At 59.7% G+C, this 13,299-nt stretch carries 11 protein-coding genes; all 11 read left to right on the forward strand.

Annotated features, from left to right (window positions below):
* Positions 1 to 37 precede the first annotated feature (37 nt).
* The 11 genes from ACQ4WQ_RS18515 to ACQ4WQ_RS18565 all read left to right on the forward strand — a co-directional run bounded on the left by ACQ4WQ_RS18515 (position 38) and on the right by ACQ4WQ_RS18565 (position 13,063).
* Positions 38 to 700, forward strand: coding sequence for a CAAX prenyl protease-related protein (locus ACQ4WQ_RS18515; RefSeq protein ID WP_436499056.1), 663 nt, complete (start codon positions 38 to 40; stop codon positions 698 to 700).
* 88 nt (positions 701 to 788) lie between these two features.
* Positions 789 to 2,012 carry an XrtB/PEP-CTERM-associated polysaccharide biosynthesis outer membrane protein EpsL gene (epsL, locus tag ACQ4WQ_RS18520; protein ID WP_326457322.1) on the forward strand — a complete coding sequence of 408 codons (1,224 nt, stop codon included), beginning with the start codon at positions 789 to 791 and terminating at the stop codon, positions 2,010 to 2,012.
* A gap of 8 nt (positions 2,013 to 2,020) precedes the next feature.
* Positions 2,021 to 3,403 (forward strand): undecaprenyl-phosphate glucose phosphotransferase, encoded by a 1,383-nt coding sequence (locus tag ACQ4WQ_RS18525; RefSeq protein ID WP_326457321.1) that lies wholly within the window; start codon positions 2,021 to 2,023, stop codon positions 3,401 to 3,403.
* 637 nt (positions 3,404 to 4,040) lie between these two features.
* A complete protein-coding gene (locus ACQ4WQ_RS18530) occupies positions 4,041 to 5,054 on the forward strand; it encodes an EpsD family peptidyl-prolyl cis-trans isomerase (RefSeq protein ID WP_436499059.1) in 1,014 nt (337 codons plus the stop codon).
* A gap of 42 nt (positions 5,055 to 5,096) precedes the next feature.
* Entirely contained in the window at positions 5,097 to 5,885 is a 789-nt protein-coding gene (gene epsE, locus ACQ4WQ_RS18535; protein ID WP_219117531.1) for a polysaccharide export protein EpsE, read from the forward strand.
* A gap of 65 nt (positions 5,886 to 5,950) precedes the next feature.
* Positions 5,951 to 7,366, forward strand: a complete 1,416-nt coding sequence (gene epsF, locus ACQ4WQ_RS18540) for a chain length determinant protein EpsF (RefSeq protein ID WP_219117532.1) — start codon at positions 5,951 to 5,953, stop codon at positions 7,364 to 7,366.
* Between the two features lie 20 nt (positions 7,367 to 7,386).
* On the forward strand, positions 7,387 to 8,262 hold the full coding sequence (gene epsG / locus ACQ4WQ_RS18545) for a chain length determinant protein tyrosine kinase EpsG (RefSeq protein WP_219117533.1): 876 nt from the start codon (positions 7,387 to 7,389) through the stop codon (positions 8,260 to 8,262).
* Positions 8,263 to 8,273: 11 nt separating this feature from the next.
* Positions 8,274 to 9,170, forward strand: a complete 897-nt coding sequence (gene xrtB / locus ACQ4WQ_RS18550) for an exosortase B (RefSeq protein WP_436499062.1) — start codon at positions 8,274 to 8,276, stop codon at positions 9,168 to 9,170.
* Positions 9,167 to 9,853: an exosortase-associated protein EpsI, B-type gene (gene epsI, locus ACQ4WQ_RS18555; protein ID WP_219117535.1), complete on the forward strand. Its 687-nt coding sequence runs from the start codon at positions 9,167 to 9,169 to the stop codon at positions 9,851 to 9,853. The genes xrtB and epsI overlap by 4 nt, the downstream gene beginning before the upstream one ends.
* A gap of 20 nt (positions 9,854 to 9,873) precedes the next feature.
* Positions 9,874 to 11,520, forward strand: coding sequence for a hypothetical protein (locus ACQ4WQ_RS18560; RefSeq protein WP_436499064.1), 1,647 nt, complete (start codon positions 9,874 to 9,876; stop codon positions 11,518 to 11,520).
* A gap of 46 nt (positions 11,521 to 11,566) precedes the next feature.
* Entirely contained in the window at positions 11,567 to 13,063 is a 1,497-nt protein-coding gene (locus tag ACQ4WQ_RS18565) for a hypothetical protein (protein WP_326457317.1), read from the forward strand.
* The last annotated feature ends 236 nt before the right edge of the window (positions 13,064 to 13,299 follow it).

Consider the following 13,299-nt stretch of genomic DNA (forward strand, 5'->3'; position numbering starts at 1 on the left):
CGTCCGGCGCGTGGTTACACCTCCGGTGCGCGGCAGCATGTTTGACCGCGCCGCCTTGCCCCGGGTAGCGCCATTCCTGGCCTATCTCTCCTTCATTTTCATCGCCGACATGCTCGGCCGGCTCGGCTTTGCCGCGCAGGAGTTGCGCTGGCTGTATGCCGTCAAGATCGGCGTCGTGCTGGGCATGTTGCTGTATTGGCGCCGCAGCTACACGGAACTGCGGTGGACGCCGCTGGGCGCGCACGCCCTGGCCGTGGCGCTGGCCACCGGGCTTGTTGTTTTTTTGTTGTGGATTAATCTGAGCGCCAGCTGGATGACGATCGGCAATGCCGACGGTTTCGATCCGCGCAATGACGGCCAGATCGAATGGAGCCTGGTGGTGCTGCGCATCGCCGGTGCGGCCCTGGTGGTGCCCGTGATGGAAGAGCTGTTCTGGCGTTCTTTCCTGCTGCGCTGGATCGATGCCCCTGATTTCCTGCAATACCAGCCACGCCTGGCCAGTGCCAAGGCGTTTATTGTCAGCGTGGTACTGTTTGGTTTCGAACACAATTTGTGGCTGGCCGGTATCGTTGCCGGTGCCGCTTATAGCTTGCTGTACATGCGCAGCCAGAACCTGTGGTCGCCCATCCTCGCCCATGGCGTGACGAACGGCGTGCTGGGCCTCTGGATTGTTTCCGGTGGACACTGGACTTACTGGTAATATTGCCAATCAACTGTTTGCTCTCTCAAAGACAATGCCCATGTTGAATTCACCGTATCATCGCCAGGCCCGTACCGGGCAACCAGGAATGCAGCGCAACCGCTTGGCCTCGGCCCTGGCGCGCATATTGCCCACGTCGCTCTTGCTTGCTGGCGGAGCCGCCTGCTGCTTGCCGGCCAGCGCCGCCATCAGCGATACGATCTCGCCTTTCATCTCGACCTCGTACTCCTATGACGACAATCTGTTCCGGATCGACGACAAGGCGCCTGGTTTTGACGGGCAGCGTTCCGATACCTCGCGCCAGGTACAGGCGGGATTCCTGATCAATCGTCCCATCGGCCGGCAATTGCTGACGGGCCAGGTAAAGTGGTCGCGCGTTTACTTTGATCATTTTGACCAGCTCGACTACACGGGCAAGGACTATCTGGCCGACCTCGAGTGGCATATTGCCAATCACCTCGAAGGCCACGTGGGCGCCAGTTATTCGCAGACCCTGACGCCGTTCAGCGATTTGCAAAGCTCGGACCGTAACTTGCGCACGATACGCCGCGAATATGTGAATGGCGGCTGGCGCTTTCATCCCAGCTGGCGCGTGCGGGGCGGGTTCTCACGCGACAAATATACCTATGATTCGATCGTGCAAAAAATTTCCGATAGGCAAGAAGATGCCACCGAACTGGGCCTCGACTATCTGCCTGCCAGCAATAGCCGGATCGGCATACAGCTGCGTCATCTGAAAGGTACTTATCCGAACCGGGCGAACCTGGCCGCGTTTGGCATTGAGCAAGGGTACGAGCAGGACGAGGTCAAGGCGAACATCTATTGGCGTTTCAGCGGCGTGACGCAAGTGCAGCTGCTTGGCGGCTGGGTGAAACGCAAGAACGATCTCTTTTCAGGGCGCGATTCCAGCGGCGCCAATGGCCGGGTCACCGTGTACTGGGCACCGCTCGGCAAGGTACGTTTTACGGGCAGCGTGTGGCATGAATTTGCTGCCGTGGAAAATTCCCTGATCACCAGCAGCTTGAACAATGGCGCCAGCCTGGCCGCCGCCTGGGATATCTCGGCCAAGGTGCGCATGGATGCCCAGGTCCGCCGTGAAAAACGCGATTTTTCCGCCGCCAGTGGCCTGGTGCTGCCAAACGACGTGAGCGATACGACGCGCACGTCGTCGATCGGCCTGACCTATGCGCCGCGGCCGAATATCCAGCTGGGCATCAATGCCTTCCAGGATACGCGCAAGGGCGCCCCTATCATCAATACTGGCAGCTACCGTGCCAAAGGCGCATCGCTTAGCGCCAGCATCCAGTTCTGAAGAGTATTATGACGGTCAATGATATACCCCTGATTTCGTTTTTCCAGCGCATCCTCGATCCCTTGATCATCATGGGCACGCTGTATCTGCTGTCTGCCCTGTCTGGTTCTCCATTTACCGGTTACTCGCTGGTATTGATGATCCTTGCGTTCTTTATTTCATCATCCGTATTCCAGTATGTCGATCCCTATCGGACCTGGCGCAGCGGCCGCATGCTGGCGTATGCCCGCGATGTCTTCGTCAGCTGGGGCATCACGGCCCTGATCCTGGTCTTTCTGGGCTCGGCGACAGGGCTGGCGTTTCATTACGACCACGATCTGGTGCTGGCATGGTTCCTGTTGACGCCGTTTGTGTTGCTGCTCAGTCACCTGGCCGCGCGGCGCATGGTGGCCGATCCCGGGCGCGGCAGTGAAGTGCGCTCCGTCGTCATCATTGGCGCCAACGATGCCAGCCTGAAATTTGCGGCCACTGTCGAGCGTCACCCGAACCTGTTCATGAGCGTGCACGGCTTTTTTGACGACCGCACCGATGACCGCTGGCCGGAGACGATGCGCGAGCCCATGCTGGGCAAGATGGCCGATATCGCTGCCTATGTGCGCGAACACAATATCAAGATGATATTCATCAGCCAGCCTATTTCGGCCCAGCCGCGCATCCGCAAGATGCTCGATGAACTGCAGGATACGACGGCATCCGTGTATTTTTTACCGGATATTTATATCTTCGATTTGATGCAGGCGCGTTTCGACAACGTAGGCGGCATGCCGGTGATCGCCATCCGCGAGTCGCCATTTACCGGTTTTAACAGCATGGTCAAGCGCGGCAGCGACATCGTGCTGGGCTTGTTGATCCAGATCATGCTGTTGCCGGTGATGCTGATCATCGCCATCGCTGTGAAGATGACCTCGAAAGGTCCCGTGATCTTCCGCCAGCGCCGCTACGGACTGTATGGCGAGGAAATCATCGTCTATAAATTCCGCTCGATGACGGTCAGCGAGGATGGCGACAAGGTGGTACAGGCAACCAAGGATGATCAGCGCGTGACGCGCATTGGCGCCTTCCTGCGCCGGAGCTCGCTCGATGAGTTGCCGCAATTTATCAATGTCTTGCAGGGGCGCATGAGCATCGTCGGTCCCCGTCCCCATGCGGTGGCGCACAACGAGCAGTACCGCAAGCTGATCAAAGGCTACATGCTGCGCCACAAGGTCAAGCCCGGCATTACGGGCTGGGCCCAGGTCAACGGCTTGCGCGGCGAGACGGAGACGCTCGACAAGATGGAGGCGCGCATCCATTTCGACCTCGACTACCTGCGCAACTGGTCGCTGTGGCTGGACTTGTGGATCATTTTGCGCACCGTCAAGGTGGTGCTGAAGCGCGACAACGCGCATTGAACGCAGTGGTGAAGCAACACTGTAGGGAATTTGTTTTGCGTCAGATCAATACGCGTTAAAATGAAGCAAGCATTCGAAGTAGGGCCCATGGCCCGTACGGGGCAAACCAGGCGGTAATGCAAAGAGCCATATGAGACAGGCGCGACAACATCATGTGACGGCGGGTGGCGACGCGTGTCTTGCGCCCGGAGCCAGCCAGGCTGCGGGCCAGTCTGGCTTGTCCTGCCTTGCCTTCCCCGCGCGCCTGTGCTTGCCCATGCCGCGCTTCAGACTACGGCCCCATCCTCGCCGATCCTGCTCGGGTACGCGTTACGACAGCGTGCCCGGACGAAAACTTCATTCGCATCAAGCACAAAAAGTGCTATTTTGTTAATCTGCGCATAGATGATTCATGATGTTGGCTGTCAGTTTTCTTGGAAACAGTTGTTTTTAAACCTTCTTAATGGATTTTTAAGCAAATAGTTTCCGGCTGGTCTTGTACATTGTGTATCATATTTATAATATTGACAATTGTATGGTCAAGCAGCATAATTTCGCAGGAAATTTGTGTTTTTTGCTAATGTTTTGTACGTAAATATTGTTTCAATGTTTATCGTTGGCAGCAACCGATTTCCTTACCTGAACTCAAGGAGCAATTTTGAACCATTCGCACATCGCCCGTCTGATCGCGCCCATCTCCGTCTTCTCCCCGCGTTTGCTGTGTGCGGGCCTGGTCTTGCTGACGGCCGTCAGCTTGTCTGCTTGCGGCGGCAAGGAAAAAAAGCCTGGCCAGGCCCTGGCCAGTGTGAACGGTGAGGAAATTACCGTGTTGCAGTTAAATGAAGAATTGCAGCGCGCCAATGTTCAAGCTGCCCAGCAGGAAGTGGCCAGCAAGCAGTTGCTGGAATCGCTGATCGACCGTCAGTTGCTGCTGAATGAAGCCGTCAAGGAAAAAGTGGACCGCGATCCGAAAGTGGTGCAGGCCGTCGAGCGCGCGAAGGCGCTGATCATTGCGCAGGCGTACATGCAAAAACGTATCGGCACCATCACGCGGCCGACGAAAGCGGAGGTGGAAGACTATTACAACAAGAATCCGCAATTCTTCAGCCAGCGCAAGCAGTTCGACATGCGCGAACTGGTGATCGCCAGCGCCGACATGAATGACCAGCTGAAGGCTGCGATGGACGCCGCCAAGTCGCTGGACGATGTGGCCGCCTGGCTCGACAACAACAAGGTCAAGTATGCGCGTACGCAATTGTCGCGTACCAGCGCCGACCTGGCGCCGGAACTGAGCGCGAAATTGCTGGCGATGCCCAAGGGGCAGCTGTTCATCATTCGCGAAGGCGACCGCACCTTGCTGATTTCGCTGGCGGACATTCGTGACAACCCGGCCAGCCTGGCCCAGGCGGCGCCGCAGATCGAGCAGTTCCTGTTCAATAAGAAAACCAAGGATAGTGCTGATGCCGAGCTGAAGCGGCTGCGTGCCACCGCCAAGATCGACTACCTGAACAAGGACGCCGGCGGCAAAGCTGCCGCCAGCGCGCCGGCAGCGGCAGCAGCAGCAGTGGCCAGCGTAGCGGCGCCGGTGAATACGCCGGCACCTGCCGCGGCTGCGCCGGCAGCGTCCGGCTCTTCGGAAGCCAATGATCGTGGTGTTGCGGGCTTGAAGTAAGCCGCAGCTTTTACTGAGTACTCTTTTGAAAATGAACCAATCATGAAACGACTGTCAATGTGGTGCATGGCTCTCCTGCTGACACTGAGCGCCGGCTTTGCCGGTGCTGCCGATGTGCTGCTGGGCGCTGGCGACGTGCTGAAAATTTCCGTGTATGGCAGTCCCGACCTGGCGCTGGAAACGCGCGTCAGCGAAGCGGGAGAGATCACTTTCCCGCTGGTGGGCAATGTGGCACTGGGTGGCTTGTCTGTCTCCGCGGCAGAAAAGAAACTGGGCGGCTTGCTGGAGGGCGGCGGCTTTCTGCGCAAGGCGCAGGTCAACATCATCGTGACCTCGCTGCAGAGCCAGCAGGTGTCGGTGCTGGGCCAGGTGAACCGGCCCGGGCGCTACCCGCTGGAAGGCAAGCGTAGCGTGATGGATATCCTGGCCATGGCAGGCGGCATCGCCGGCGACGGCAGCGAGACTGTCAGCCTGATCCGCAAGCGCAACGGCCAGTCCACCAAGGAAGAGATCGACATCGTTGCCATGGTGCGCGATGCAAACCTGAACCGCGATTTCGATTTGGCTGGCAACGACGTGATTTATGTCGAGCGCGCGCCGCGTTTCTATATTTATGGCGAAGTGCAGCGTCCTGGCGCCTTCCGCCTCGAGCGTTCGATGACGGTATTGCAGGCCCTGTCCGTGGGCGGCGGCCTGACGGCGCGCGGCACGGAGCGCGCCATGCGCATCAAGCGCCGCGACGCCGATGGCAAGATCCAGGTAATTACCGCGAAGCATGATGATTTGCTGCAAGTGGATGACGTTGTATATGTTCAGGAAAGCTTGTTTTAAGCAGCGCCTGTTTGCCAGCGTTGCCGTCAGCTTGTAAGGCTATTTAATAAAATGAGAGTTTAAAGATGAATTTTTCACAATTTCTGCTTGTCCTGAGAGCGCGCCAGCGGATCGTCTTTATTACGCTCTTGCTGACGGTGGCCACCACGTTGATCGTCAGCCTGATCTTGCCGAAGACGTATAAAGCCACCAGTTCGCTGGTGTTGAACTACAAGGGTGTCGATCCGCTGACCGGGCTGACCATGCCGGGTCAGCTGTTGCCTGGCTATATGGCGACGCAGATCGACATCATCAGCAGCAAGAATGTGGCGCTGCGCGTGGTCGACCAGCTGCACCTGGCCGACAGCCCGGCCGTGATGGCGCAGTTTCGCGAAGCGGCCGACGGCCGTGGCACGATCCGCGACTGGCTGGCCGACCTGCTGCTGAAGAAGCTGGAAATCGTGCCATCGCGCGAGAGCAGCGTCGTCGACATCAGCTTCAAGGGCGCCGACCCGCAATTCGTGGCGGCCGTCGCGAATGCCTTTGCCGATGAGTACCAAAAGATCAATGTACAATTGAAAGTCGAGCCCATGAAGAAGGCTGCGGCCTACTTCAGCGAGCAGACCAAGTTGCTGCGCGATAACGTCGAGACGGCGCAGAGCCGCCTGTCGAAGTACCAGCAGGACAATGGCATCGTCAGCCTCGACAACCGCCTGGACGTGGAGTCCAACCGCCTCAACGACCTGTCGGCGCAATTGGTGGCGGCGCAGGGGCAGTTGATGGAAGCGTCATCGCGCCAGCGCATGGCGCAGAGCATCAACGGCGCGGAGTCGCCGGACGTGGCGTCCAATCCCCTGATTCAAAACCTGAAAATCGGCCTGGGCGCGGCGGAATCGAAATTTGCCGAAGTCTCGCAGCGCCTGAGCCCGAATCACCCGCAATACCAGAGTGCGAAAGCGGAAGTGGACAAGCTGCGCGCTGACCTGCGCGACCAGCTGCAAGTGGCGTCGCGCAGCGTGGGCGGCAATGCGCAGATCTTTGCCCAGCGCGAAGCGTCGATCAAGTCGGCCCTGGCGGCCCAGAAAGCCAAAGTGCTGGAACTGAACCGGACCCGCGACGAGATGAATGTGCTCAACAAGGACGTGGAAAGCGCGCAGCGCGCCTTCGATGTCGCCTCGCAACGCTTCTCGCAGACGAAGATCGAAGGGCAGTCGGACCAGTCTGATATTGCCGTGCTGAATCCGGCCGTGCCGCCGATCGAGCCGGCTGGCCCGAAAGTCCTGCTCAACACGGTCCTGTCCGTCTTCCTGGGCATGCTGCTGGGTCTTGGCCTTGCCATGCTGGCGGAAATGCTGGATCGCCGCGTGCGCTCCGAAAGCGATTTGTCCGATTCGGTGCAGATTCCCGTCCTGGGCTCGATCGCCTGGAATGCGACGAAACGTCCGCGGTCACGTTCGCGCCTGTTGCGTGCCATTCTTCCCCGCCGCCTGCGGTTGAACTAATCTTTATTATGGATCTGACGATGAATCATCCCGCACTCCCCATCCCGCCGGCCGGCTTGCCGAAGCGTGGCGATTCGAGCATCGGTGGCCTGCTGCTTGAGTCAGGCAAGATCACGGCAGAAAATGCCGAGCGCGTGCTGCGCATGCAAAAGGAGCTCGGTATCCGCTTTGGCGAGGCGGCCCTGCGCCTGGGGCTGATTACCGAAGCCGATATCCAGCAGGTGCTGGCGCAACAGTTCGAGTATCCCTACCTGCAGCCGGGCGAGTCCGGTTTTTCGCCGCGCCTGGTGGCCGCCTTCGATCCGTTCAGCCCGCAAGTGGAAACGCTGCGCGCCGTGCGTAGCCAATTGATGCTGCGCTGGTTCGCGCGCGGTCGCAAGTCCCTGGCCGTCGTTGCGGTCGATTCCGGCGATGGCGCCAGCCTGTTCGCGGCCAATCTGGCCGTGGTGTTTTCGCAGCTTGGCGAACAGACCTTGCTGGTCGACGCCAATTTGCGCCAGCCGCACCAGCAGGATATTTTCGACTTGAAAAGCCGCCAGGGCCTGTCCGATGTGCTGGCAGGCCGTGCCGACCTGTCCGCGACGACCAAGATCGACTCGTTTGTCGACCTGTCCGTGTTGTCGTCCGGCACCTTGCCGCCGAATCCGCAAGAGTTGCTCAGCCGCAGCTCGTTTGGCAACCTGAATGCGCAGCTCGAATCGCGCTACGACGTGGTGCTGTACGACACGGCGGCGTTCGCCACGGCGGCCGATGCGCTGGCCATCGCCGGCCGGGTGGGCGGCGTCCTGCTGGTGGTGCGCAAGAACAAGACCCATCTGGACGATATCATGACCATGTGTGACCAGGTCACCCACGCGGGTGCCGAAGTAGTGGGTTCCGTGCTTGTCGACTTTTGATGGACAGCACCATGAATTCGGCGACGCTGCAAAAAATCCCCGCTTTGCAAAAAGTGGAGGAATGGTGGCCGATCGCGCTGGGCATGGCGATCCTGTTCCTGCCGACATTCTATGACCTGATGCATGGTATCTGGGCAACGGAAGAGCAGGCGCACGGCCCGATCATCCTGGCGTTGTCGTTGTGGCTGCTGTATCGCCAGTGGCCGCGCATGACGCAGGACCCTGTCCGCGTGAAGAGCGCCTCGGGCTGGGTCTTCGTCGCCATCGGCCTGCTGTTGTACATCCTGGGCCGCTCACAGCAGGTGCTGGCGTTCGAGATTTCCTCCTTCATCGTCCTGCTGGCGGCCATCGTGCTGCTCAATTTTGGCTGGCGCGGCTTTGCCAAGGTGTGGTTTCCGTTTTTCTTCATGCTGTTCATGGTGCCATTGCCAGGCCAGGTAGTGAGCTTGCTGACGATGCCGATGAAGATGGCCGTGTCGTACGTGACCGAGCACATCCTGTTCTGGGTCGGTTATCCGATCGCGCGCACCGGCGTCATCCTGCAAGTGGGGCAATACCAGCTGCTGGTGGCCGATGCCTGCGCAGGGCTGCAGACCTTGCTGACGCTTGAGGCGCTGGGCCTGTTTTATCTGAACGTCGTGCGCCATACGGCCGTGCTGCGCAATGTCGTGCTGGCACTGCTGATCATCCCGATTTCGTTTACGGCCAATGTCATCCGCGTGATTGTGCTGACGCTCATCACCTATCACTTTGGCGATGCTGCCGGACAAGGGTTCCTGCACGGCTTCGCCGGCATGGTGCTGTTCCTGACGGCCCTGTCGCTGATCCTGGCGACCGATAGCCTGTTGCAGTGGATCGTCCGCCGCCGCGCACGCCGCGCCGCCCCATCAAGCGAGGGTACACCATGAAAAAGCCATTGCTGACGAGTTTGATACTGGGTGTCCTGATGGCCAGTTCGGCTATCCTGACCAAGGCCGTCACGCCCACTGTCAAGATTGCCGACCTGCAAGCAAAATTCAATCTCGAGACGATGATTCCCGAGCGCTTCGGCGACTGGCAGGTCGACCGTTCCATCGCGCCGCTGCAGATCGATCCCGAGGTGCAGGCCAAACTGGACAAGATCTACAACCAGACCTTGTCGCGCACGTATATCGACAGCCAGGGACGGCGCGTGATGCTGTCGATGGCCTATGGCGGCGACCAGGGCGATAACATGGGTGTGCACAAGCCCGAGATCTGCTACGGTGCGCAGGGCTTTGAAATCACGAAGGAAAGCAACGAGCGCCTGCAGACCGCGTATGGCAGCTTGCCGATCAAGCGCCTGATGGCTGTCAATGGCAGCCGCAACGAGCCGATCACGTACTGGATCACGATCGGCGACAAGGCCACCAAGCCCGGCATGGAGCAGCGCCTGCAGCAATTGCGCTATGGCTTGAGCGGTACCGTGCCCGACGGCATGCTGGTGCGTGTGTCCAGCATCGATACGGACCGCAGCGCTGCCTATCAAATGCAGGATTTATTCGTCAAGGAAATGTTGAGTAGCTTATCACCGGCATCCCGCACCAAACTGGTTGGCGTATTCAGCGGCTAGTGGCTGCGTAAAAGAGAGTAATGATGAAGATGCCATTTTTCGCTGGCCGCGCCCGGGCAGGCGCCGCGCCTGCGCCTTTGACCCGGCGCAAGGCAAACAATACGCGCCTGTCGCTGCTGTTGCTGTTCCCCTTGCTGTTCCTGGCCTTGCTGGTGGGCGCCGTTGCCGGCCTCGACTCGCCGGTACTGCTGGTGATCGTCAGCGGCGCCATCTTTGCCATGCTGGCGTTTTTCCTGGTCAATGCCAATATCCTGCTGCACCTGCTGTTTGTGGTTACCTTTGTGATACAGGGTTCCGCGCTGTATTTCTTCGGCTTGCGCTCGGCCACCTGGATCGCCGTGGGGATGGCGGGCCTGTTCGGCATGCGCACCTTCATGGACCTGGTCGTCAAGAGCCGCCAGCAGCGACGGGGCGGGGCGCCCGAGGGGCGGCCGGTAACGCTGATCATGCTGCCGTTCTTTGCCTACCTGCTGTGCTACATGGTGTCGATCGTCCTGAACCGTCCGTCGGCCGGCCAGCTGATGTCGGCCTTGAAGTCGAACTTGCCGGTGTTTGGCGTGCTGCTGTCCTTCTACTGGTTTGCCTGGCGCCCGGCGACGCTGGAGCGGCTGTGGCAGTCGTTGATCTGGATCGGCGTGCTGCAGTTGCCCGTCGTGCTGTATCAGCATTTTTTCGTCTCCACCAAGCGCGACAACGGTTTCGACTCGGTCGTGGGAACATTCGGCGGGACGCCCCTCGGTGGCGGACTCAGCTCGATGCTGGTGCTGTTCGTCGTTGCTGTCAGCGTGTACGCGCTGGCGCGCTGGAACAGGGGACTCATGTCGCGCCCGCTGGCATTGCTGGTATTTGCGATCGGCCTGGCCGTGATCCTGCTGGGAGAGGTAAAGGCGGCGTTCATCTGGCTGCCGCTGGGCGTGTTCATTGTCTTGCGCCAGCGGATCATGAAAAACCTGTTTTCCGTGATTGCCTACGGCATCCTGGCCGTCGCCATGCTCGGCAGTATTTATTTTGTGTATAACGCGCTGTATTGGGGCCAGACCCTGAACCACAGCAAGGGGCTGGAAGGCAAGCTCGATGCGGGCGGCGGCTACTTTTTCGATACCCACAACGTCAATTATCTGACGGGGGAAATCAGCCGCGGCGCTTCGCTGGCGCTGTGGGCCAAGGATGCCACGGCAAGCATACCCAAGCGCCTGCTGGGCTACGGCCCGGGGGCGAGCAAGTCCAGCAGCTCCATCGGCGGCAGCGGCGTCATTGCCCGCCGCTTCGCGCCGCTGAACGTGGATGCCACCGCCCTGGCGGTGCTGCTATGGGATGTGGGCGTGCTGGGGGCGGCCGCGTATAGCCTGATGGCCGTGGGCGGCGTCATCCTGGGCTGGCGCTACATGCGGCGCGGGCAGGGCAGCGCGGCGCAAATGGCGATCGTCGAGGCCAGCGTGGCGGTGCTGCTGATTTATGTCTCGCTGCTGATCTACAACCGCACCATGCTGGACGAGCCGACCGTGCAACTGCTGTACCTGTTCTGCCTGGGCAGCGTGGTCCAGGTTTGCCGCTACGGCCAGGTGGCGGCGACGGCCGGGCCAGCGGAAGCGGAGGTGCCCGTGCGCCCGCGCTGGCGCGCGGCTACCCCGGCCGGGGCAATGCGCTGGAGCACGCATGGGGAATAATCCATACGTTGCCTCCCGTATGGTTTCGCAAGCAAAATGGTTCGCCTTGGCAAAGGTTGGGGTGGCCATTGCCTCGCTGCTGACCCAGTTCGTGCTGGTGCGTAACCTGGGCGTGGACGATTACGCGGCATATACGATTTTTGTCGCCGGCACGGCCGTGCTGGTGTTCGTCACCATGTTCGGCATGGACCGCGTGGTGTACCGCTTCATGCCGCCCCTGCGTGAAGCCGTCAAATGGCGCGAATTGCTGCTGCTGATGCTGGGCCTGATATCGGCGCGCCTGGCGCTCATGCTGTTATTGCTGCTGGGCCTGTATTTCTTCTCATCGCTGCTATTGCCGAAGCAGATCATCGAACAGTCATCCTCGATTCCCCTGCAATATATTGCCTATGGGCTCAGCTCGGCCTGTAACGATAGCTTGTTGATCTTTTGTAACAGCCTGGGCTTGCAGAAGCGCCAGGCCATGCTGTTCATGCTGGCCGGCTGCGTGCGCCTGGCCGGCTTGTCCAGCCTGGTATTCATCCACGATCTCGGCGTGGTCGATGTGGCCAATGTCTTTGCCGTCACCGAATGCGTGCTGTCGCTGGCCTTGCTGCTGGTACTGGCCCGCGAATTTGCGCATTTGCGGCACAACGCGCCGCCGCCCCTGCCGCTCAGTTTTGGTTTTTCGTTCCGCGCCCTGTGGCGCGACAGCCTGGGAACGCAGGCGGCATACATGCTGGGGCTGCCGTTCCGTGGCGCGCTGCTCAAGCTGATCGTCGGTGCGGTGGCCACGCCCCTGGTCACGGCGTCGTTCGGCTTCTTCCAGACCTTGTCGGACCGCGCCTACCAGTTCATGCCCATCTTCCTGGCCAAGGGCATAGTCGAGCCGTCGCTGGCCAGCGATTACAGCAAGTACCACGATATCGAGCGCATCCGCTCCGCCGTGTCGCTGCTGCTGCGTTTCAATTACGTGATCATCGGACTCGGCATTGCCAGCCTGATCGGTTGCGGCGAGCCCCTGATCAACTGGGTGACCCACGGCCGCTATGGCAGCGAGATGCTGCTGGCAGTATTGATCGTGCTGCAGTTGGCAGGGATGAGCCTGGGCGAATCGCTGTTTCTCAGTTTGAACCCGATTGGCCGCATCTCGCACCATAACCGCCTGTGGCTGTGGTTTTCCTTGCCCTTCCTGGGCTTGCTCGGCTTGTGCGCCTATCTGCGCAGTCCGCTGCTGCTGGTGCTGGTGAGTACGATGCCGTACTACATCATCTATGGCTGGCTGCGTTGGGTGAACAAGGAGCCTAGCCTGCAACAGGGACTGGGTATCGGTTTGCCAGTCTTGTTGCGCCTTGTCGCGGCCGTCGCTGGAGCGGCACTGGTCGCCCGCCTGGTGCTGTTCATCCCTGGTGGTAATTTTGTCATCGTCGCCGCGCTGCTGGTCTGCGTGGCGGCCTACCTGCTGGCCCTGCGTTTTGTCGGTTTGTTCAAGCGCACGGAACTCCCCGCTCTGGCGCGCATCTCGCCCCGTTTTGCACGCCTGCTGGAACCAATTTCATCATAATAACATTATCCTAAGTTCATGTAATTTCTTCGATAATATTGTCAACTTCTTCAAAAGTGGTGGCTAATGTCGTTACGCAACAAATCGCAAGAGTTTTGGTTTTTTGCTTTTGATGATCATTCCCTTTCCTGTATAGTTACTTCAACGCAGGGAGATTTGTGCTGCATCGTCCGCGCAGGGCATGCTGGACAACCTTTTCCCGCTTTCCATCTTTGACTGATTTGCGCGGCAATAGT

The organism is Janthinobacterium goodfellowi (assembly GCF_051380695.1).
In the GTDB taxonomy this organism is placed as follows: Bacteria; Pseudomonadota; Gammaproteobacteria; order Burkholderiales; family Burkholderiaceae_D; genus Janthinobacterium.